The following is a 20983-nucleotide window of genomic DNA, read 5'->3' on the forward strand; positions in this document are numbered from 1 at the left end:
TGTTGGGATGCGTTGGAGTGAGTCAGGTTTCAATCATTTACTGATCCTTCGCGTTGCTTGGGTCAATCAACGTTTTGACTCTCTTTTTCCTCACGTCGCTCTACCAGTACAACCGCACTCCCCCATCCCTTAGCTACGCCCAACCTATCTCCCGTTCATGAATAATCCTCCACATGTATTAGATTTACTAGATTTGGCTTGGGCATTTGGTTTAATTGCCATCTCGATCGGGCTGTTACAATGGCAACGAGTGGGATTAGCCGGACAAATGGCTCTGGCAGCCGCTCGATCGATCCTGCAATTATTGGTGATGGGTTTTGGATTGCAAATAATCTGGCAATTAAACACTCCCCTAGTAACTGTAGGGGGAATTTGTGCGATCGCGATCGCGACGACAATTGCCGCGAGTAACCGGATTGGCGATCGCATGAAAGGTTTGCTCCCGATTGTCGGTGGAGCTATCTTGACGGGGCTAATTATCGCCGTTGGGTACACAATTTTGGTGGTGATTAAGCCTACTAATTGGTATGAACCTCAATATTTACTGGCTGTAGTGGGGATCTGTCTGGGTTATCTGCTCAATAACACGGCAGTTGCGGGAGAACGCTTAATTAGTGAAATCGATCGACATCAAGCAGAAATTGAAACTCATCTGAGCTTAGGTGCAACTCCCGCTCAAGCGATCGCATCTTATCGTCAAGTAGCCGTCAAATCCGCTTTATTGCCTACAATCGATACTTTGATGGTAGCGGGTTTAGTCGCGATTCCTGGATTTTTGTCAGGGGAATTACTTGCTGATGTTCAACCTGTAAATGCCGCTGGATATCAGATTGTGGTTTTGTTCGCCGTGATGGCAAGTAATACTATTGCCGCGCTCCTCGTAACTAGTGGTATTGCCAACCGTTACTTTAATAAATACGCGCAACTGCAATCGATCGCCGATCGTTAAGTTAAGCAATTGTAGCCGATCCTAGGTCGGTAGTTTGACCCTTAGATGGCGGGCGCGAACCCGATCGATCCTCCGAGTCAATATCAAGTGAAACTCACATAGGATTACCATCTGCCAGATCTAACTCACGCTACAATAAGAATGCACGTAAATTACGCTGGTGTTCGATCGGCAATGTAAGACATAATTTAGCTTATATCTGTATATTTTTATCCTTGATTCGATTCAAGCCCTTAATTATGAAGTTACCTATTATTTTTACAGCTATTGCGCCGATCGCGATGCTTTTTACTACTTCGATCGCTAGTTGGGACAATGCTAGTGCTAATACTTTACTCCAGCCTACGCCTGGAAATATCGACAGGCTTGCCCAAAATCAAAATCCTCAACAGCAAGCTAACAATCTTGTAGCCGCAGGCAATCAAAAGTTTAAAAATAAAGACTATCCTGGTGCGATCGCTGATTTTTCAAATGCGATTCAAATCGCGCCTAATTTTGAGAAAGCTTTCTACAATCGAGCAATTGCCTACGATCTCTCTGGTAATAGCCAAAAGGCGATCGATGACTACGATCGAGTCGTTCAATTAAATCCTCAAAATCTATCTAGTTATTTTAATCGATCGGTTGCTAAAGAAAAAATCGGTGATAAGCAGGGAGCGATCGGCGATCTCGATCGAGTAATTCAGCTTAATCCTAACTATGTCGATGCCTATCTCAATCGGGGAAATCTGATCCAATCAGGAGATTTAGCCGGAGCGATTACTAATTTTTCTCAAGCAATTAAAATTAAACCCGATCGAGCTGAAGCTTATCTCAACCGTGGTTTAGCTAAATACAAATCGGGTGATAATAGAGGTGCGATCGCCGACTATGATTCAGCGATTAGAGTGAACTCTAATTATTATCTCGCTTATAACAATCGGGGCTGGACGAGATCGGAACTAGGTGATAATAAAGGAGCGATAGCTGATTACAGTCGAGCGATCTCTCTCAACTCTAGTTATTATCCTAGTTTCTACAATCGTGCTAATATCCGTCGAAAAACTGGGGATTATGTAGGCGCACTTGCTGATTATGATAAAACAATCCAACTCAAGCCCGATTATGCTTTTGCTTATAATAATCGTGGACTAAACCGCATCAAATTAAACAATTTTCAGGCAGCAATTACTGACTTTAGTAAAACAATCGAGATTACGCCTGATGCAGCGGAAGCTTATTACAATCGGGCTGCGGCGCGTCAGTCTCTCAAAGATCGATCGGGTGCCACGAGCGATTTCAAGATGGCAGCGGAGTTATATCAGCAGCAAGGTAATAAAAAAAGCTCTGATGATGCACTTAACTTAGTCTGGCAGCTTCAAAACCAGAAATAATTAATAACTAATTTTTAGGATATTATAGACTTGTATTAATCTTTTGAAGTCTTAACTTATCGTGTTCGATCGTCAAACATCTTCTACGCCTAAATTACCGTGGACTTCTTTGTTACTATTGTTTTTGACTTATACTACTTTTGGCTGGTTGCTGTATGAGTGGACTAGCGATCGAGTAGTGTGGTGGATGTGTGCTATTGGGGTAGTTATTCTCGGCGGGTTTGTGAGCTACCCCAGCCGCAGCGTGTCATTGAGTTTTGGTGGCTTTTTCAAGACAGATACAAGAGCATTTATTCTCATAATTTTAGCAAGTATTGGCTCCGTAATTTTATTAACTTGGCTCCAATTCTTTGTAGATGCTGTCGTATTATGTACCGCTGGATTATTAGTCAGTTTAGACTTAAAAGTTAAGGGGTGGAGTAAATCAATCGGTTTCCTCCTGATTGTTAGTTGGCAATTATTAGGGATGAGTGCAGGGTTGTACGTACACCATTTGTATGTACAGCCACCCATTGATTTACCAGCATACTTTTATTCAGACTATTGGTTTCAATTTGTTGATTCTGTTTCAAAGACGCTAGGCCAAAGACTAAAGCTATAATTTTTTAGTAAGAAAAAATTTATAGATAAAAGAGATAAGAAGAATATATAAATAGAGAATTGTTCCTCAAATTAGTACAGCTAAATAGCCCATGCTTACGACCTCAATCGAGCGGTTGGACTTGATGAAAGCGACTATAATCAAAGTAGCGATCTCCATTCTCTGAAGTGTAGATAATATCCTCAAACCGATGCTCGAATAAAATGTCTTCGGTAGCATAAACATGCCGAGCAGTGATCGTGTAGGCAACAGTCTCATCGACACCACCAACTAAGATACTAATATTCGCGTGACGTTGTTCTAGATCGCTAGCTGTCAAACCGTAGAGTGGACTATCTGAATCGATCGAGTGCATAATCGTCCAAGTGAGGACTAAACTAGGAGTGCGATGGCGCATTAATTTAAGTTCGTGAATCCGCCGCATAAATGCTCCCTCATCAGTTAATTCATCTATAATTAGATACATCTGAGCAGTAGCTTCTAAGATGAAATTATGCCGTTCGTTGGCAACTCGGAACGTTAACGTAGGCTGACGATTGTGGGTGGTAATCAGGATAAATTGACTAAATAATACTTTGGCGATCGGGCGAGAAAATCTCGCAAAAGCTAGTCCAGTTAATACCGCAATTAATAACAAACCAGCGATCGATTCGAGCGTGACGATCGAATTAGCATAAAATGTCTTAGGATGAATTGCCCCATACCCGATCGAAGCCAAAGTTTGAACGCTAAAAAAGAAGGCATCACTAAAAGAACCAGGTTTTGCCCCCTCCAAGCTATCACCCCCAGCTAAATACGCCAATGCAAACAACGCATTCAGCAATAGATACGCGATCGATACAATCCCCGCAAACCCAACCCAAGGAATAGTTAGGAGTAAATGGTAAGGGTCGCGCCACTGGTGGTACCATTTACCCATACCACGGATCGTAAATCTACCATCCTGATTTTCAATCCGCACGGTACGATAATGACGAAGTTTGTTTTTCATAACGATCGATTTAGATGAATTTAGTGAATGCAATTGAGACAGATAATTTACCGATGATTGATGGCAGCTCGATCGACCATCGGCAATCCATAGAACTAATTGTCGAAGCTGAAGATCGTTCCGAACCTCGGCTCGATCTCTGGCTGAGTCTGCAATTGCCAGATTTTTCTCGATCGCGTTGGCAAAAACTAATTGCCCTAGGGCACATTCAAATCGCCGATCGGGTATGTGATGATAAAAAATATAAATTGAAATCTGGCGATCGAGTATGTATCCACATCCCCGATCCTGAGCCACTCGATCTCATTCCTGAAGCCATTCCGCTAGAGATCCTGTATGAAGACGAGTATCTACTGATTGTCAACAAACCCGCTGGGATGGTGGTTCACCCCTCCGCCGGACATAGTACGGGTACTCTAGTTCATGCCTTACTCGCTCATTGTCCCCTTTCCAGTATCGGCGGGGTTCAGCGTCCAGGTATCGTTCACCGTTTAGACAAGGATACCACTGGTGCGATCGTCATGGCTAAGACCGATTTCGCCCACCAGCACCTCCAACAACAGCTTCAGGCTAAAACTGCTAGGCGAGAGTATTTGGGGATAGTCTACGGCACACCCAAGGTAGAGAGCGGGACGATCGATCTACCTGTCGGACGTCATCCAGTCGATCGGCTCAGAAATACCGTCTTACCGATCGAACAAGGTGGTAAAACTGCGGTGACTCACTGGCAGATCGAAGAAAGATTGCGAAGTTTTAGCTTAATTAAATTTCGGCTCGAAACTGGCAGAACTCATCAAATCCGCATTCATGCTGCCAAAATGGGACATCCGATCGTCGGCGATCCTGTTTACGGTTCGGGTAGATCGATCGGCGTCAATCTCCCAGGGCAAGCTCTCCATGCTTGGCACTTGCAATTAATCCATCCACATACAGGGGAATTGATTAGTGTTACTGCACCTATTCCCAGCTATTTTTTAACCTTATTACAAGTGCTCCGCAATCGTTAGAGGATATTTGGAAAGTTATTGTTACTTACAATTTACAAATAAATTCACAAACATTGTTCCTCGCTCGGATGTTCGAGCGGAGGTTGGAATTGTCTAATCTGAGGAGAATTAGGCTTCATCACATATAGTGGCAGACAGACTGAATGACAAGCTGCTACTCCCTGCTGATGATTTGGATCGACGATCGCTTTGAGAGTGCTAAACAAATGATGCTTGACTGGTTGGGTGACGATCCGATGCGATCGATCGCCACCTTTGCCATTCCCATTGGCGGGTTTTCCCTTGAGTATCCCTGAAGATAATTGTGGTAACGATCTAAATAAGCTGCGATCGCGATCTTCCTCAGAGTCTTCAATCGAGGGCGATTCTGAGTTAGCAGTCTCTACAACTGCGATCTCAACTTGTGGACGATCTAGTTGACAATTGCTTGAGTGATGATGACGTCCAAAGGGGGCTGACTCTTCTGGATCGAGATTTTCACAACTGACGAGCGGTGGTTGATGTGTTGCAAGTTGAGTGTCCGATGCTTCTGGGACACTACTTTGCCACTGAGGTTGTTCTACTGGAGATAAGCCAACATCTGGTGACGATGACGGTATAAGGACGATCGCTACGGGTATATCGATCGGATCTGGCAAATTTTGTAAAATTTCTCGCTCATATTCAGGTGTAAAATTGTGGCGCGGTTTACCTAGTCGGTGCCAATCTTTAAGAATATTATCGACAGACTTGATCTTGTACCGTCCCCGATAAAGAGACTCAACGATCGCTTTGACGATCCAGCTCGGATCGTATTTTTGTAACCAAGCTTCGACTAGGGTATCGATTCGATCGCCATCAAGTTCTAAGCCGTAGAGATCGACTACTCTGATAATAAAGTTTTGGTGAAATTGATTCATTGAAAAATGGAATCCTTGGTACCCCCCGTTCGCAACTAAGCACATTCGCTTGACTAGTAACTGCGATCGCGGCCGAACAACTAATAGATAAGTACTAATCTCTCCAGCAACCTAAAGTTATAGATCTGGTTGGATCTTTAGCTACTAAGCTCTGAGCAATGGAGAAAGAAATTAAGCACTTATATATTTTAGGCTTACACCTTAATAACAAAAGCTGGAGCTGTTGAACAGCCAGTACTCAAGCCACTTAGTATCTTGATTAATTAGCGTACTTGTTTCTGTGTTGTAGTTTACACTAAATCGAACATTTTGGCATTATTTAATGATTTTAATTACCCCACTTAAATAATAGTTCTAATGAACTGCTTTGTTTAGTTGAAGATCTTCGATTTATGAACCTAAACAAAATCCCTATTCTCTATGCTCCAGGGGAGTGGCTATGCCGCCGAGAATAAGGATTAAGTTAGTAGAAAATCGAAATTAACGAACGTTGGCAGTTTCAACAACTTTATCGATCAATCCATAAGCCATAGCTTCTGCTGCTGACATAAAGTTATCTCGATCGGTATCTTTTTCGATCTGTTCCAATGTTTGCCCCGATCGATCTGCCATCAATTGATTGAGCAGAGTCCGTGTTTCCAGAATATGCTTGGCTTCGATTTGAATATCAGATGCCTGCATCCGTCCGGTACCACCTAAAGGTTGGTGAATCATAATCCGCGCGTGGGGTAGTGCTAGACGCTTGCCAGGGCTGCCAGCAGCTAGCAGGAAAGCACCCATCGAAGCGGCTAAACCTACACAAATAGTGACTACTTCTGACTTGATATGTTGAATCGTGTCATAAATTGCCATCCCTGCGGTGATTTCACCACCAGGAGAGTTGATGTAAAGATAGATTGGTTTACTGGAGTCTTCCGAGTCTAAATACAGCATATAAGCGACGATCGCATTTGCCATACCAGCATCAACTTCTTCAAATAGAAAGATAATCCGTTCGCGAAATAATCGATCGTAGATATTAATCCACTGCTCGTTAGAACTACCAGGCAAACGATAAGGAACGCTAGGAACGCCGATTGACATAGTAATGAGGGGGGGAGGGTAGAGAGGTTACTAGAGAACTGGAAGTTCTTTGGTGCTTTCGAGGACTCGATCGATCAGTCCATATGCTTGCGCTTCATGGGCAGTCATATAAAACATCCGTTCGCTATCTGCCAGGATTTTTTCGGAAGTTTGACCCGTCGTTTCAGCAAATACATCAACGATTGTTGATTTCTTGGCTAAAATTTCGGCAGCATTGACGATGATATCCGAGGCTTGTCCGCGAGTACCAGCCCGATTGGGCATCAGTGCGATCGTGGCATTGGGTAGACTCGCTCGTTTGCCTGGAGCACCAGCAGATAGTAATAGTGTCGCAATTCCCATTGCTTGCCCCAGACAAATCGTGTATACCTCTGACTTGATGTGCTTGATGGTATCGTAGATCGCCAATCCAGCCATCACCGACATCATCCCGACTTCTACACCCGCCATCCCTGCGGCAACAGGATCGCCGAGGGAGTTGATATAGAGATAAATAGGTTTGGTGTTATCGACTGACTCTAGGTACAGCAACGATGACACCATACTATTTGCCAGTCCATCAGTAATCGGCTGATTGAGAAAGATAATCCGTTCCTGACTCATCCGCGTGTAGATGTTAATCCACTGCCAAGCAGAACTTCCAGGTAAGTTATAAGGTACTTTTAAAATCCGATCGACAGACATAGTTAAATCAGTTGACAGTTGACAGTTTACAGTTGACAGCTTGCACTGAGCGAAGCCGAAGTGTTGACAGCCGTAGGTCAGGCGATCCGACCAAACTACCGCCTGGGTTTCAAACTTAATACCGACCTTCCGATCTACGTCCCTTTGTGTGCTAATGATGTACTTTTACACTAATGCAGGCATCGGAGTAGGTAGATCTTTGACGCTGTTGAGGACGATATCGATGATGCCGTATTCCTTGGCTTCTGGAGGAGTCATGTACAACATTCGATCGGTATCTTTGGCAATTTTTTCAGCCGATTGTCCGGTACTGTGTGAAAAGATATCGAGGATTGCAGTCTTATTATCCAAGACTTCCTTGGCTCTAATCTGGATGTCGCTGGCTTGTCCCTGTGCGCCACTGCGAGGCTGGTTGAGGACGATCGTGGCATGGGGTAGACTCGCACGACAACCTTTTGTCCCGGCGGCTAAAATCATGGCAGCGGTGCCCATTGCCTGTCCGATACAGATGGTATGGACGGGAGGCTTAATGTAGCCGAGGGTATCACAAATGGCGAAGGCTTCTGTTTCAAACCCGATCGAGTCGCCAGTATACCAAGATGTCCCTGTGGAGTTGATATAGAAGTAAATCGGTTTGTCAGGATTGTCAAATTGGAGATATAACAGTTGGGCGATCAACAATTTGGTAGGATCGTAGCCCATTTGCCGCTTGTAGTCATCGGACGATACCAGCGGTCCACCCATGTAGACGATCCGCTCTTTCAATAGCAATGAGGGTAAATCTGGTGGCGGTGTCCGGTAGTAGCTATCGCCGCCGTAATATTGGGACTGAACCATATCGTTATTCCACCAAAGCGCATTAATTATGTATCTATGTTAACTTGTCAGCGGCTGATGGCGGTTGGGTTGATAACCGATTAGCTGTGACTACTCAGGTTGAGATTTTTTCTTCATCCAGCTAAATAACTGCTCTACCGTAAGCTCAATTGCTGCTGCAAACTCTGGAACGGGCAGAATAGCACTGGGTTCTTCCAGAATCTGTAATGCTTGGTTTGCAACTAGCACAAATACAGATTGATTTCCATCCCAAGTTCGAGCTGAAGAATACTATGTTGTCCTTGGGGCATGTGTTTCTGAATAATTTCGCCGTCGATATATTCACTCGCTGGCTTGGTATCTGGCAGATCGAGGAACTCTTCAAGGGTAATTTGTCTAATTGGGGTCTGAACCATTCGCGACATGCTCCAAAAGTCTTACTTACATTATGCCTCAAGGCTCGATGGCACCTATTTCGATGAAGATCGTCTAGTGTTATGTTTCGCTTGTGTTACTTCTTCTCTAGCTAAAATAGAACGGTAAAGCCACAGAGAGCGAATTAATAACAGAGCGATCGAGATGGGAGTGACTAAATGATTGAATGCCAAAGAATGACGATCGAATTGCGTGAGGATGCTTTTAGTCTCTTGCGTTCTTTCTTGTGTGAGGATGAATATTATCTCGATAGCAGTGCTGCTTATGGTGCGGGAGGAGCAGCAGCACTAGACAAGGCATTGGATCTATTTTTACAACGACCGGAATTTGGTTTTGTATGGTTAGCTTATGATGAGGGCGACCCTGCTGGTGTCTGCATCGTCTGCTTGGCGATCTCTACGGCGATTGGGGGGATGGTTGCCAAGCTAGATGATTTCTTTGTCATTAGTTCAAAACAAGGACGGGGAATCGGCTCGATTTTATTGCAAGAGTTGAAACAAGAGTTACGCGATCGCAGTGTGCTACGGATCGATACTAGTGTTCATCTCCAAAACGATCGCGCCCAAAGATTTTATCAACACCAGGGCTTTCAACAATTGAATGAGGAGAAGCTAGCATGTGTGTTGTGAGCTTATCTTACTCTCCCGTCATTACCCGCAGTCGGATTGAATTTTCACCGCTATCATCGAGGGGAACTTCGACGATTTCGCTAGAGAGACGTTCGACGCAAGCGATGAGCGATCGCAAGTTGGGCGTACTGGCACCTGTATCGACATACAATCTATCTACCAAGCTGCCCAAGCGTTTCCAGGTTAGATAGAATTTGGTCATCGTTTGCTCTAGTTGAGCTGCTTGTTTGAGCACATCGGCGGCGACAGGGAGACATCCGACGCGCATGGCTTCTTCGAGCGCGGTGGCGAGATCGACTTTAGAATCATTCAAAACTTGCACCTGTGCGCCAGCATCGAGATATTTTGACAAACTGCGGGCATTGCTGGTGACGAGCTTGATATTATCGACATCGGGATTGGCGGCTATTTCTTCGCGGATGGCGAGTTGATGCGCTTCGGGTAGTTTCTCCATTTCTTTGACTAATGGGGCGATGAAGCGCGGTGGTGTGGCTCCAGCGGCGGCTTGTTCTTTGACTTCATCGGGGATGAGATCCGAACTCATTGCCATCCATTCATCGGATAGTTGGCGGACTTCGCGGCGGGTGATCCGATCGCCTCTTTCGGCGGCATCGGTGACTAACTGTTGGACTTCTGGGGACGATTTGGCGGTTTCGACAAAGGCACGTTTACTAAAGTTATTGAGTGCGGAGGGAGAGAGTTCGCCATTTTCGAGCAAGGTATCGGCACTATTGGCGAGTTCGATCCAGGCGTAAGCTTGACTCTTGCTCAGTTCCCGATCTTTGAGCCAGTTCAAAAAACCTTGTCCGCGTCCGTCGCCGCCTTTTTTCTCTTTGTCGCGGACTGCACGTAAAATTCTACCCCGCCAGATCTCTGTCTGGAGATCGAAACGATCGCATACCACCCACGCATCATCAACTCGTTGCCGAAAATCGAAGTCGCCGACTGCTTCATCCTCAGGATCGGGTAAGTCGAAGCTCAGATCGGGGTTGTCCAGAGCCGCTATCAGTTCGAGATCTGGATTAGAATCGGGTGAAGCAGTCATCGATCGTCCTCAATATAATTTGGAAATAACTACAAAACAATTATTGCTGTCGATCGCAGTCATCGGCAAGTAATCATAACATTAATGCTCAAAGCAGCACTGCTTTAGGAACTAATATGTGTTGTAGATTAGATTGAATCTCGCCAATTCCCCAGCACCGCTCTACTCCCATCACTTTGACATAACCGATCGATCCCGATGGGAATGTGAGGGTAAGTTCATCGAGCGGTAGCCGTTTTCCTTGGCTCCACGCTTTGACTGACTCCGCCGTTGTCAGGGTGGCTGTAGGCAAATGGGCTAATCCTCGCTCTGGGAGCATTGGCGTAAAGGTTCCTGCTTGCTGCTGTTGCTCTAACTCTTCCAGAGTGAGGCTGTCTGCCAATTGGAAGCCACAACTAGCATTTCGTTCTAAAAATGCCAAAACTCCTTTAGTGCCTAGTCTATCGCCCAAATCGCGGGCGATCGAGCGAATATATGTGCCGCCACCACAAGTAATCTGCACCTCAACTTCGGGAAAATCTCCAAGTGTCCAATTGAGAAGATCGATACTATCGATCTTGACTTGACGGGTGGGTACTTCCACCACTTCTCCCGCTCGTGCGAGTTTATACAATCTTTGTCCATTTACTTGAATGGCACTATACATCGGTGGAGTTTGGATGATTTCACCGATAAATTCCGGAATTACTGCTTGAATTTGGGCGATTGTCAGATCTGTTACTGGCTCGGAGTAGACAATATCGCCTTCGAGATCGTCTGTTGTCGTTTGCACACCAAACCGAATTACAGCGCGATATGCTTTCCCCTCCGGTAGATATTGTAATAGCCGAGTTGCCTTGCCGATCGCGATCGGGAGTACTCCTACCGCCGCCGGATCTAATGTCCCGCCATGTCCGACTTTTTTCGTCTGCAAAATCCGGCGAATTTTGGCAACACAGTCATGTGAAGTCCAGTCTGGCAATTTCTTTAAGTTGATAAATCCGTCCACAGGTACTTAGTCACTCTCAGCGATTACGTTACTATTAACCATAACCCGATCGTCACTTCTCGATCGCTAGATATTTAATTATTCACTATGACTATCCGTAAGCATGAGTCCAAATATCATTTTTCAGATAGTTTTACAGCTTTACTCGATCGAGAGGGTATTGCAGCGGGGATATTTTTATTACCAGCCTTAGTATTATTGGGTATTTTCTTGGTTTTCCCGATCGTCTATTTGGGCTATCTAAGTTTTACAGGCGGGAGTTTTACGCGTGCGGGTGTGCATTGGGTGGGAGTGGGTAATTACCTTCGCTTATTACTTAGTCCAGACTTTTGGCAGGTTATTGGCAATACTATTTATTTTACGATCGGGACAGTAATTCCTAGTATCATTACCCCGCTGGGTTTAGCTGTGTTGCTCAATCGAAATTTATTATTTACAGGTATATTTCGCACTATTTATTTTATTCCATCGATCGTCTCATTAGTTGCTGCGGGATTGGGTTTTCGCTGGCTATTCCAAACCGATGGTGCGATCGATAGTTTGCTGAATAATTTCGGGATTGCCAAGATCTCCTGGTTGAGTGATTCTGTCTGGGCAATGCCTGTAATTATTGTTTTGAGTGTTTGGAAACAAATTGGGTTTAATCTCGTTGTATTTTTAGCTGGATTGCAAGCTATCCCGATTAATCGCTACGAAGCTGCCGAACTCGATGGGGCAAATGATTGGCAACAGTTTCGCTACATTACATTACCTGGAATTCAGTCTCCATTAATTTTCGCAGCGATTACTACCACAATTTTTACACTCAAAAGTTTCGAGCAAGTATATATTATTACTGGCGGTGGGCCACTTAATTCGACAAACCTACTCGTTTACTATATTTACGAGCGAGCTTTTGCTCGGTTCGATTTTGGTTATGCCGCTGCCGCTGCGATGGTATTGCTTGCTTTTACGTCAGTATTGGTCTATTTACAGTTACAAAATTGGACTCAAGAATAATAAATATTTATCCAACCATTTTTGGTATAAATTTACGACGATTACGAACGGCGTAGAATAAGACGATAAATGTAAAAATACCTGCTACATACAATGGATAGCCGTAAGTTGACGGATTTTTTTGATTTACCATCAGCCCAGCAATAATCGGGCCGATTCCATTAGCCGCACTTAAATATGAAGCATTTAATCCAGACATTTTACCTTGTTCTTCTGGACGAGTATTCAGAGAGATTAGTGTACTAATCATTGGCTGAACTAATGAATTAAATAAGGAAAAAATCATCCCGATGACTAGGAAAAAATAAATATTGGGAATTACTGGCATTAATAAAAATGACAGACTCCTAAAGAATAAACCTAAGAACATAATCTTAACTAAGCTCAGATATTTAGTCAGTAGCTTTACACCGAGAATCTGTACCAAAACTCCAACAATACCGATCGCGAAAAATAATATAGTCAAAGATTTGGTATCTTGGTGTAGTACCTCCAGATAATATGGTTGAAACGCAAATGTAAATAAGCTGAATGTTGTACCGACGCACAGATTGATAATAAACAGTATTCCCACCTTCGGAAAAGTTAATCCTTTAACTAAATCTCGTAAACCTAGGTCGAAAATATTCGCATCAGTAACTACTTTTTGAGTTAGTGTTTCTGGTAAGAAAAATATCGTTAAAATTAAAGCGATCGCAGCAACTACGGATGATACTATAAATGCTGTCCCTAGCGATCTTTGTTGGGCGACTAAACTTAAAACTGGCCCCAGTACAAAGCCTAATCCTAATGATGCTCCAAAGATTCCAAAACCTTTAGCTCGATTTTCAGGAGTCGTAACATCAGAAATCACTGCTTGAGCAACTGAGATATTCCCGCCAGTAATCCCATCTAGAAAACGAGCGAAAAATAACACTGCGGCATTGGGTGCTGTACCAGCAAGAAGATTGCCAATCACTGTTCCTACTAAACTAATAATTAATAATGGTCTTCTTCCAAACCTATCGGATAACTTACCGATAATTGGGGTGGCAAAAAATTGAGCGATCGAATAAATCGCAAATAGAAAGCTAGTCTCAATATCACTAAGATGAAACTCTCGCCCGTATTGATAAATCGTGGGGATGAGAATTGTAAAACTCAGTGAGTTGATTAAATTAATTAGCGCAATAATCCAGAAGCTGCGATTCATTGAATTTGAAATAGAGAATTAAGCGGGAAAAGGGGTGCGTGATTCGATAGCTTTCTTTAAAAGCGACTGAAATCACGCTGTAAACGTTCGCATACGTATCGCTAGACGGTTTGCTCGATCGTGTGTTCATTCAAAACCTAGGCGAGGCAGCTAGAGTCTCAAACCCTTTTCTAAAGTGGGATTGAGAGGTATCTACATCCATTGGATAGATTACAGATAACTTTCAAAACATCATCTCAGGAGCTAACTCAATCTTTGATTTTGTCGATCTATTTATCTCATCGTTAGCAGTAAATCATACTTATCTAAGTATAAACACTGATGACAGCTCCAGACCTAGTTTGGTAGATCCGAGGATTTTCGGATTAATAATTGTGCCAGTTTCGATTAGACTAAACTGCATCAGAGTAAATTTTTCGTGGTTGCACCTGCAATAATGCCGACTAGCTGACGATCGAGCTAACTATAAATTTAACTCTAATTTCAAAGCGAACGGCTAATCCAGAACAGTTGTTGACTTAATCCGCCCGCTCGACTTCCGCTCCCTACCCCGATTTGTTTCCGATTGCTGTGAATCATATATAATACAACGTCGTCATTCTAGTTCTACCTTAGTCATAAGTCCTTTAGTCCAACCAAAACCACCTACTGGCAACGGGTTTGGATGCTCCAATCTCAAGATCGAAAGGCTCGAAGTAAGCGGATTACCGATTGTCAGTAGTTCGACAATGAGTGCAGATTGCACTCCACCTGTGAGTATTTCACCTCAGTCACCATTAGTCATCGAAGTTGGGAAGATTGCCCTACTCGTATTGTGGTTTTGGTGTTCGATCGGTGCTAGATTTTGTCTGAATAGTATTAGTACGATCGCTAGTTCTTTTAGTCAAGATGTCTAAGATGAGCAGTTAGCAAGATTTGAGAGCGGCTTTTAGCGGCGATCTGATAGTATAAATCCCATTCAACCGATCTACGCATCCCAAATCTGCCGTAGCTCTAGTCAATTTTCACCAATTCAACTAGTCTTGGTGCCATTTTGGTCGCCAACCAGGTTTAATAGTTTGATGAGATCGCGCGATGGCTAGACAGTCATCCGGCACATCATTGACAATGGTAGAACCCGCTGCTGTGGTCGCGTGAGCACCAATATTTAGAGGTGCGACTAGGGTGTTATTGGAGCCAATCCGCGCAAAGTTGCCGATGGTAGTTTGATGCTTGTGTTTACCATCATAATTAACAGCGATCGTCCCTGCACCGATATTAACTTGCGTGCCGATAGTTGCATCGCCCAAATATGATAAATGAGCAACATTGGTATTATCGCCGAGGGTGCTCTTTTTTAGTTCCACAAAGTTACCTACCCGACAAGCTGCGCCCACCTGTGCCTGTTGACGGATGTGAGCGAAGGGGCCAATATTAGCATCATGCCCGATCGAGCTATCCACAACGACTGAATACATCACCTTGACACGATCTCCAATGGAGCTATTTTCAATCGTCGTACCAGGGCCAATGCGGCTACCACTACCGATGGTAGTATTTCCGCGTAGATGGGTTTGGGGTTCGATAATTGTATCTACACCAATGCTGACAGTATCATCGATCGTGATGCTGCCAGGATCGATCATTGTCACCCCTGCTGCCATCCAATTATCGACGATCCGCGATTGAAGGATTTGATAGGCAGTGGCTAGTTGACGCCGATCGTTAATGCCTAAAATCTCTCGATCGTCAGGCACATCGTATACCATTACTGGCGAGAGGAAATTGACGGCATCGGTGATGTAATATTCTTGCTGACTATTATTGCTCTGTAGTTGGGGCAAAACTGTCTGAAGTTTCTGCCAATTAAAGCAATATATCCCGGCATTTACTCGCTGATTCTGACGTTGGGTATCGGTGCAATCCCGATCTTCAATAATTTCCTTGAGCAAATCGTTACTATCGCAGAATACTCGTCCGTAGCCCTGCGGATTAGAGATTTGGGCAGTTAGTATCGTTGCAGCATTTTGATGCTGTTGGTGGGTCTGCAAGAGTGCTTTTAGGGTTTCGGGGCGTAGAAGAGGGACATCTCCATTTAATACGATTAGATCTCCTTCAAAGTCAGCTAGATGGGGAAGTAATTGTTGCACTGCATGTCCAGTTCCTAGTTGTTGGGTTTGTTCGACAAACTCTAGATCGGGATAGTGGAGCATTGCTTCTTTGACTCGATGAGCTTGATAACCAACGATCGCCAGTTGCCGCTCTGGCTGAAGATCTGCACAACTAATTAATACTCGTTCGACTAACGATCGTCCTCCCAGTAAGTGCAATACTTTGGGTAAGTCCGATTTCATTCGCGTGCCTTTGCCCGCTGCTAGAATTGCTACTGCTACCATAGATATAACTGATACTGCAAGAAACTAAATATAGCCTCTCTTAAAATACCCCATTGTCTGAGCTATGGATGCGATCTTTGATAAAGTTGCGCTGCATTGGCGCGACTAATAGTTCACAGAGCCTGTGCTTGAGGCTGATATCTTTGGCAATATGAATCAAAAATCGTCGATACTCGCTCGTCCCAATCGATTTTTCTACTTACTGAAGTAATGTCTCACCTCGAAAATTGCGATACATTGACAGCAGCACCAAACTCACGAGCGTAAATTCAGTTTGCGATTAAATGCCTCACGTTACGGAATAATTGTATTACTAACGATCGATAATCTAGAATTGATATGAGTTTGTGGTTTAGACGGTTCATTGCAGCCATTTTCCTCAGCGGACAAGTCATTGTTCACATGCTCAGAGGCAAATTCAACTATCCAAACATTATCGAGCAAATGGCTTTAGTTGGGCCAGAATCACTCCTAATTGCGCTAGTGACAGCTACTACGATTGGCATGGTGTTTACGATTCAGGTAGCACGTGAGTTTATTAATATCGGTGCGGGACAGATTGTCGGCGGTGTGCTTTCGCTGGCACTGACTCGCGAACTTGCGCCCGTACTGACAGCGGTAGTTTTAGCCGGAAGAGTCGGTTCGGCATTTGCCGCAGAAATTGGCACGATGAAAGTCAGCGAACAAATCGATGCACTCTATATCCTCAAAACCGATCCTGTCGATTATTTGGTGATTCCTCGCGTGATAGCTTGCTGTATTATGTTGCCGTTATTGACGATCGTCTCGATTGTCGCTGGGATGATCGGTGGATTAATAATTGCTACTAATATCTTTGGGTTGCCAATCCGCATATTTTTGGACTCCGCTCGCAATTTTTTGAATGTTTGGGATATTTGCAGCGCACCGATTAAAGCAGTTTGTTTTGGGGCGTTGATTGCGATTATTGGCTGTAGTTGGGGATTGACGACTACAGGCGGTGCCAAAGGTGTCGGACAATCGACGACTACTGCGGTTGTGACTTCGTTACTCGCAATTTTTATTTCTAACTTTTTCCTATCTTGGGTGATGTTTCAAGGTTCGGGTAGTGCTGGATCTAAAGCTATTTAAATCGGATTGTTATAGCTAGGTTCTTAAAAGAGCATCGATCGTCTGATTTGCCTGACTTTGATAACCTCCACCAAATAGATTGTGGTGATTGAGAATGTGATAGAGATTGTATAAATTCTTGCGCTGCGAGTAGCCAGGATCTAGAGGATAAACTTGGTCGTAGCCTTGGTAAAAAGCGGCAGGAAAGCCCCCAAATAGTTCTGTTAGTGCCAGATCGACTTCTCGATCGCCCCAATAGGTGGCAGGGTCGAATATGACGGGAATCCCAGTAGTGGTAAAGCTCACATTACCACTCCACAGATCGCCATGTACCAGCGAAGGTTGAGGGTGACGATCGAGCAGAATTTGGGGTATGGTAGCAAGCAATTCTACTGCTTTAGGAAAATGACCGCCGTTACTCTGTGCAAGCTGCAATTGATAACCAATGCGGTGGGTACTAAAAAATATCGCCCAGTCACTTTCCCAGGTATTAATTTGAGGTGTCGAACCGATCGTATTATCCAGATGCCAGCCAAACTGCAATCGACTCCTCATCTGGCACTGGTGCATCGTCGCCAGATTACGTCCCATTTCGCTCCAGGCTTGAGGACTAACTTTGGTTGCCAAATCCAAATACTCCAGCACCAAATAGCTCCGATCGTGACTAATCCCCGTACAAATCGGTTGTGGAACTCTCATCGCGGTTGTTGTGGATATTTCCACCAATCCTCTCGCTTCCGCCACAAACATCTCCAGCAGGGATGCTCGATTGAGTTTGACTAAGTACCGAGCTTGGTTGGGAGAGTGTGGCTTTGACAGAGGCTCGTTACTAATTAGATCTACCTGATTGATACAGCCACCGCCGATCGATTGGCGATCGACAATCTCAAAATATTTGCCCGTAACTTGAGTGATTTGTGCCCCAATCTCGCTCCACATTTTATTACCTGCTGCTGAATACTTATGACTGACGATCGTTATCCCGATTGCCCTTGGAATAGCTCGATCGTCTTACCTACCCAGACTTGAAGATTTTGCCCGAATCTTTGGGCTTTGGCGGGAATAGTATTAGTGAATTCTCGTATTTTAGCCCTAGCTCGATCGAACAACTCGATCGCTTGCGTTTGCCAAGTTGGTTCTGTCTGTATTGGCAGTACTTGAGCCGTGGGTGCCGCTATGACTGGTGTTTGACGTTGTTGTCGAGCAGATGCCACCAACTCATCTACGACTGTCTGAGGTAGCGATATGACTGTCCCAGATACACCATTTGATGTTTGAGCAGATGAGATCAGCTCGTCTACTACTGCTTGAGGGATGACAATGACGTTCACAGATGGCACATCCTGCTGTGCGGCAACGATGCTGGGTAATTCTTTAGGCTTTGCTGGGCTGGGTAGATTAGTTAGCTCAGGAGTAAGATCGATCGATTCTCCTACTTTAGGCGCGATCGGTTTGACGGGAATTGGCTTCACAATTGGCATGGCAGGCTGTGTCTGTGGCTCGGATTTAGGATTGATAGATACATTAGGCGGAGGTAAACTAGATGGCTCGACGATTTTTGGTGCTGATTTTGGCGTCTCAACTGGCTCTACACTGGGAGTTGGCATGTTGACGATCGGTGGGATGACAATCGGACTAGGGCTGGGTTGAATGACAGGGCGTGGAGCGATGACGAGCGGAGGGCTAGGCTTAATGACGATCGGACTAGGCAAAATTGGCGTCGGAATGTTTACTGGTGTGCGAGGGGGAGTGGGTAAGACAGATGGTATTGGGGTAGGTGTCGGAGATGGTTTGATGGCGATGAGATCGGGGTTTACTAGCGATAGTGCCAGATTGGGATCGATCTCACCCCGAATCAGTCGAGCGAGAGGATCTGTTGTTGCTGGTTCATAGGTAACGATCTCGACGGTATCGTTATAGACATTGGGCATTGGATTACCGCGATCGTCTACCAATTCCAATCTCACCCAATTTTTACCTTGCTTAAAGCCTTGGAGGTAAAGTGGTGTCCAGCTATTCTCCTTGAGAGCGGCTGTGCCACTGAGTATAAATCTCTGTTCGTTGACGGTGACTCGAATTCGCCAGTCAGGTAAACTATCCTCGCTCCCATTAGCTACTGGATGTGAAGGGATGGTGACGTAATAATCTAGCAGAACTGGCTCTGCACCATAGTTACCTATCGGGCGAAGGTATGTCAGCAGTGGGCGTTGTAGATCGGGATTATTTTCCGCAGTTTTTGTCAGCACATGGAAAGTAACTAGATCGAATGCACCGTCATTTTTAAAGCTCTCATACCACGGACGCGATGCCAATACACGTAATGTATGGGTTCCAGCCGCTAAATTTTTAAAAACTAAGGGTTGACTGAGATCGTAGACATCTCGATATGTTTGTTTGTCGAGGATAACATGTAGATGATTGCCTAGTCCTAGATCGGGATGTTTCGACAGCGGTAAATCGCTGACTTGCAATTTGACAGTGACTCGATCGTCGGCTAATATTTCGTCTGGTTGTGGGCTGAGGATCTGGACTTGAGGTTGAAATTTGTCTAAGCTCGGAGCTAGTTTAGCGATGCTTGCGGGGATATTGACTTCTGTCAATGGCCCATCAGTATTAGTCAGGGAATTACTGAAGTTAGCTGCCAATGAGTTATCGGGTGCCGTCGGAGCTTTTTGGCAACCGACGATCCCACTCATCACTATTAATGCCAAATACAACCCGATCGATCGAGACACTAAATTCCACTTCAGATTCACTCTTAACACCCACTCTGTTTTACAAGTTACTAGTTGGCATTGCCTATTTTACTAGGGTTGGTCAATTTTTCCATGCTTTGATGCTTGGTGTACGGCATCCAGTTAGCGATCGATCCTAATTTATCCAGTTTCGAGCAATTGTTACTTTTCGTAACTCTTGACTGAGAGGCAATCGCGATCGTTATTAGGAGTTTTTCCTAGATTTGTTAACGATCGTCACTCCTAGTCGAGCATCGATGCGGCTTATTACAGCAATTATGTAAATACTTGTTTATGTAGATATGTAACTAAATCCCGATCGCTAAATTTCCAGGTATTATGAAAATCCTAGCTGCTACTAGCCGCAAGATCGCGTTCGATCGGCTGACCATCATGATTTGAGCCTATTGTTAATTTTGTTTAAAAAAAATGTATTCAGCTTGACTTTTTCATAAATTCTACTGAAGCCAGCTCAACCCAGGCATTTAGGAGAGCGACTTTGAACTATTGTTAACGAATGGTGAATATCAGTCGGTCATCAACTTATAATTCATCAACAGAGGTACTGCTGAGACAAACTTGTTTTGTTGATGTGAGTGCGGCTCGATACTGGAAGTTCCATCGGAATCACAGGGATCGAGACAAGGCTTTTGGCTCCATTTCACTTTTTGAAACGGGCATTTCAGTTGGGTATCACCTCGTTCCTTGTCTAGAGAGGACAATCCTCATGACAATTAGTCCGCCAGAGCGGGAAGCAAAAGTAAAGGTAATCGTTGACAAAGATCCAGTTCCTACTTCGTTCGAGAAGTGGGGTAAACCAGGTCATTTCGATCGAACCCTAGCTAAGGGACCAAAAACCACGACGTGGATTTGGAATCTTGTTGCTGACGCACATGATTTCGATAGTCACACCAGTGACTTGGAAGACATTTCTCGTAAGATTTTCAGTGCTCACTTCGGACATCTCGCCATCATCTTTATATGGTTGAGCGGGATGTATTTCCACGGTGCTCGTTTCTCCAATTATGAAGCGTGGCTCACCGACCCAACTGGGATCAAACCTAGTGCCCAAGTCGTCTGGTCGATCGTCGGT

20 protein-coding genes and 2 pseudogenes are annotated in these 20983 nt (G+C 44.5%); 9 read left to right on the forward strand and 13 right to left on the reverse strand.

Annotated features, from left to right (window positions below; all coding sequences use genetic code 11):
* Positions 1 to 157: 157 nt before the first annotated feature.
* The 3 genes from fetB (at position 158) to ACEW9J_RS18695 (ending at position 2923) form a co-directional block, all read left to right on the forward strand.
* Positions 158 to 949 (forward strand): iron export ABC transporter permease subunit FetB, encoded by a 792-nt coding sequence (gene fetB / locus ACEW9J_RS18685; RefSeq protein WP_373546604.1) that lies wholly within the window; start codon positions 158 to 160, stop codon positions 947 to 949.
* A gap of 239 nt (positions 950 to 1188) precedes the next feature.
* Positions 1189 to 2322 (forward strand): tetratricopeptide repeat protein, encoded by a 1134-nt coding sequence (locus ACEW9J_RS18690; protein WP_373546605.1) that lies wholly within the window; start codon positions 1189 to 1191, stop codon positions 2320 to 2322.
* Between the two features lie 61 nt (positions 2323 to 2383).
* Entirely contained in the window at positions 2384 to 2923 is a 540-nt protein-coding gene (locus tag ACEW9J_RS18695) for a hypothetical protein (RefSeq protein WP_373546606.1), read from the forward strand.
* Positions 2924 to 3026: 103 nt separating this feature from the next.
* Here the strand turns inward: ACEW9J_RS18695 and ACEW9J_RS18700 are convergent, their stop codons facing one another.
* On the reverse strand, positions 3027 to 3914 hold the full coding sequence (locus ACEW9J_RS18700; RefSeq protein WP_373546607.1) for an ion channel: 888 nt from the start codon (positions 3912 to 3914) through the stop codon (positions 3027 to 3029).
* A 53-nt stretch (positions 3915 to 3967) separates the two neighbouring features.
* On the opposite strand from ACEW9J_RS18700, the gene ACEW9J_RS18705 reads away from it, so the two are divergent.
* Positions 3968 to 4921 (forward strand): RluA family pseudouridine synthase, encoded by a 954-nt coding sequence (locus ACEW9J_RS18705; RefSeq protein WP_373546623.1) that lies wholly within the window; start codon positions 3968 to 3970, stop codon positions 4919 to 4921.
* A gap of 44 nt (positions 4922 to 4965) precedes the next feature.
* Here the strand turns inward: ACEW9J_RS18705 and ACEW9J_RS18710 are convergent, their stop codons facing one another.
* The 6 genes and pseudogenes from ACEW9J_RS18710 to ACEW9J_RS18735 all read right to left on the reverse strand — a co-directional run.
* Positions 4966 to 5820, reverse strand: coding sequence for a hypothetical protein (locus ACEW9J_RS18710; RefSeq protein WP_373546608.1), 855 nt, complete (start codon positions 5818 to 5820; stop codon positions 4966 to 4968).
* A 480-nt stretch (positions 5821 to 6300) separates the two neighbouring features.
* Positions 6301 to 6903: an ATP-dependent Clp protease proteolytic subunit gene (locus ACEW9J_RS18715; protein WP_373546609.1), complete on the reverse strand. Its 603-nt coding sequence runs from the start codon at positions 6901 to 6903 to the stop codon at positions 6301 to 6303.
* A 30-nt stretch (positions 6904 to 6933) separates the two neighbouring features.
* Complete coding sequence (locus ACEW9J_RS18720) at positions 6934 to 7587, reverse strand: ATP-dependent Clp protease proteolytic subunit (protein ID WP_373546610.1); 654 nt, start codon at positions 7585 to 7587, stop codon at positions 6934 to 6936.
* 165 nt (positions 7588 to 7752) lie between these two features.
* Positions 7753 to 8424, reverse strand: a complete 672-nt coding sequence (locus ACEW9J_RS18725) for an ATP-dependent Clp protease proteolytic subunit (protein WP_373546611.1) — start codon at positions 8422 to 8424, stop codon at positions 7753 to 7755.
* A 90-nt stretch (positions 8425 to 8514) separates the two neighbouring features.
* Entirely contained in the window at positions 8515 to 8652 is a 138-nt protein-coding gene (locus ACEW9J_RS18730) for a hypothetical protein (RefSeq protein WP_373546612.1), read from the reverse strand.
* Positions 8652 to 8819 (reverse strand): annotated as a pseudogene (locus tag ACEW9J_RS18735) (Uma2 family endonuclease); the annotation flags it as partial. The pseudogene ACEW9J_RS18735 and the gene ACEW9J_RS18730, both read right to left, overlap by 1 nt.
* 177 nt (positions 8820 to 8996) lie before the next feature.
* Here ACEW9J_RS18735 and ACEW9J_RS18740 point away from each other — a divergent pair.
* Positions 8997 to 9467: a GNAT family N-acetyltransferase gene (locus tag ACEW9J_RS18740; protein ID WP_373546613.1), complete on the forward strand. Its 471-nt coding sequence runs from the start codon at positions 8997 to 8999 to the stop codon at positions 9465 to 9467.
* Between the two features lie 7 nt (positions 9468 to 9474).
* Here the strand turns inward: ACEW9J_RS18740 and ACEW9J_RS18745 are convergent, their stop codons facing one another.
* Complete coding sequence (locus ACEW9J_RS18745) at positions 9475 to 10512, reverse strand: hypothetical protein (protein WP_373546614.1); 1038 nt, start codon at positions 10510 to 10512, stop codon at positions 9475 to 9477.
* Positions 10513 to 10600: 88 nt separating this feature from the next.
* Positions 10601 to 11500 carry a tRNA pseudouridine(55) synthase TruB gene (gene truB, locus ACEW9J_RS18750; protein ID WP_373546615.1) on the reverse strand — a complete coding sequence of 300 codons (900 nt, stop codon included), beginning with the start codon at positions 11498 to 11500 and terminating at the stop codon, positions 10601 to 10603.
* Between the two features lie 87 nt (positions 11501 to 11587).
* Between truB and ACEW9J_RS18755 the strand changes: the two genes are divergently transcribed.
* Positions 11588 to 12499 (forward strand): carbohydrate ABC transporter permease, encoded by a 912-nt coding sequence (locus tag ACEW9J_RS18755; RefSeq protein ID WP_373546616.1) that lies wholly within the window; start codon positions 11588 to 11590, stop codon positions 12497 to 12499.
* 7 nt (positions 12500 to 12506) lie between these two features.
* Here ACEW9J_RS18755 and ACEW9J_RS18760 read toward each other — a convergent pair whose 3' ends face one another.
* On the reverse strand, positions 12507 to 13691 hold the full coding sequence (locus ACEW9J_RS18760; RefSeq protein WP_373546617.1) for an MFS transporter: 1185 nt from the start codon (positions 13689 to 13691) through the stop codon (positions 12507 to 12509).
* 728 nt (positions 13692 to 14419) lie between these two features.
* On the opposite strand from ACEW9J_RS18760, the gene ACEW9J_RS18765 reads away from it, so the two are divergent.
* Positions 14420 to 14587 carry a hypothetical protein gene (locus ACEW9J_RS18765; protein WP_373546618.1) on the forward strand — a complete coding sequence of 56 codons (168 nt, stop codon included), beginning with the start codon at positions 14420 to 14422 and terminating at the stop codon, positions 14585 to 14587.
* A 120-nt stretch (positions 14588 to 14707) separates the two neighbouring features.
* Here ACEW9J_RS18765 and glmU read toward each other — a convergent pair whose 3' ends face one another.
* A complete protein-coding gene (gene glmU / locus ACEW9J_RS18770; protein WP_373546619.1) occupies positions 14708 to 16066 on the reverse strand; it encodes a bifunctional UDP-N-acetylglucosamine diphosphorylase/glucosamine-1-phosphate N-acetyltransferase GlmU in 1359 nt (452 codons plus the stop codon).
* Positions 16067 to 16405: 339 nt separating this feature from the next.
* Between glmU and ACEW9J_RS18775 the strand changes: the two genes are divergently transcribed.
* Positions 16406 to 17176, forward strand: coding sequence for an MlaE family lipid ABC transporter permease subunit (locus ACEW9J_RS18775; RefSeq protein ID WP_373546620.1), 771 nt, complete (start codon positions 16406 to 16408; stop codon positions 17174 to 17176).
* A gap of 15 nt (positions 17177 to 17191) precedes the next feature.
* On the opposite strand, the gene ACEW9J_RS18780 is transcribed toward ACEW9J_RS18775, so the two are convergent.
* Both ACEW9J_RS18780 and ACEW9J_RS18785 read right to left on the reverse strand, forming a co-directional pair.
* Positions 17192 to 18094, reverse strand: a complete 903-nt coding sequence (locus tag ACEW9J_RS18780; protein WP_373546621.1) for a fructosamine kinase family protein — start codon at positions 18092 to 18094, stop codon at positions 17192 to 17194.
* A gap of 38 nt (positions 18095 to 18132) precedes the next feature.
* Positions 18133 to 19920 (reverse strand): hypothetical protein, encoded by a 1788-nt coding sequence (locus ACEW9J_RS18785; RefSeq protein WP_373546622.1) that lies wholly within the window; start codon positions 19918 to 19920, stop codon positions 18133 to 18135.
* A 697-nt stretch (positions 19921 to 20617) separates the two neighbouring features.
* Here ACEW9J_RS18785 and psaA point away from each other — a divergent pair.
* A pseudogene (psaA, locus tag ACEW9J_RS18790) lies at positions 20618 to 20983 on the forward strand (photosystem I core protein PsaA); the annotation flags it as partial.

It is taken from the genome of Chamaesiphon sp. (genome assembly GCF_041737865.1).
GTDB lineage: Bacteria > Cyanobacteriota > Cyanobacteriia > Cyanobacteriales > Chamaesiphonaceae > Chamaesiphon.

Coding starts and splice junctions, on each gene's coding strand:
- fetB (WP_373546604.1), top strand. CDS start 158: ATGAATAATCCTCCACATGTATTAGATTTACTAGATTTGGCTTGGGCA.
- ACEW9J_RS18690 (WP_373546605.1), top strand. CDS start 1,189: ATGAAGTTACCTATTATTTTTACAGCTATTGCGCCGATCGCGATGCTT.
- ACEW9J_RS18700 (WP_373546607.1), bottom strand. CDS start 3,914: ATGAAAAACAAACTTCGTCATTATCGTACCGTGCGGATTGAAAATCAG.
- ACEW9J_RS18705 (WP_373546623.1), top strand. CDS start 3,968: ATGATTGATGGCAGCTCGATCGACCATCGGCAATCCATAGAACTAATT.
- ACEW9J_RS18710 (WP_373546608.1), bottom strand. CDS start 5,820: ATGAATCAATTTCACCAAAACTTTATTATCAGAGTAGTCGATCTCTAC.
- ACEW9J_RS18715 (WP_373546609.1), bottom strand. CDS start 6,903: ATGTCAATCGGCGTTCCTAGCGTTCCTTATCGTTTGCCTGGTAGTTCT.
- ACEW9J_RS18720 (WP_373546610.1), bottom strand. CDS start 7,587: ATGTCTGTCGATCGGATTTTAAAAGTACCTTATAACTTACCTGGAAGT.
- ACEW9J_RS18725 (WP_373546611.1), bottom strand. CDS start 8,424: ATGGTTCAGTCCCAATATTACGGCGGCGATAGCTACTACCGGACACCG.
- ACEW9J_RS18740 (WP_373546613.1), top strand. CDS start 8,997: ATGATTGAATGCCAAAGAATGACGATCGAATTGCGTGAGGATGCTTTT.
- ACEW9J_RS18745 (WP_373546614.1), bottom strand. CDS start 10,512: ATGACTGCTTCACCCGATTCTAATCCAGATCTCGAACTGATAGCGGCT.
- ACEW9J_RS18755 (WP_373546616.1), top strand. CDS start 11,588: ATGACTATCCGTAAGCATGAGTCCAAATATCATTTTTCAGATAGTTTT.
- ACEW9J_RS18760 (WP_373546617.1), bottom strand. CDS start 13,691: ATGAATCGCAGCTTCTGGATTATTGCGCTAATTAATTTAATCAACTCA.
- ACEW9J_RS18765 (WP_373546618.1), top strand. CDS start 14,420: ATGAGTGCAGATTGCACTCCACCTGTGAGTATTTCACCTCAGTCACCA.
- glmU (WP_373546619.1), bottom strand. CDS start 16,066: ATGGTAGCAGTAGCAATTCTAGCAGCGGGCAAAGGCACGCGAATGAAA.
- ACEW9J_RS18775 (WP_373546620.1), top strand. CDS start 16,406: ATGAGTTTGTGGTTTAGACGGTTCATTGCAGCCATTTTCCTCAGCGGA.
- ACEW9J_RS18780 (WP_373546621.1), bottom strand. CDS start 18,094: ATGTGGAGCGAGATTGGGGCACAAATCACTCAAGTTACGGGCAAATAT.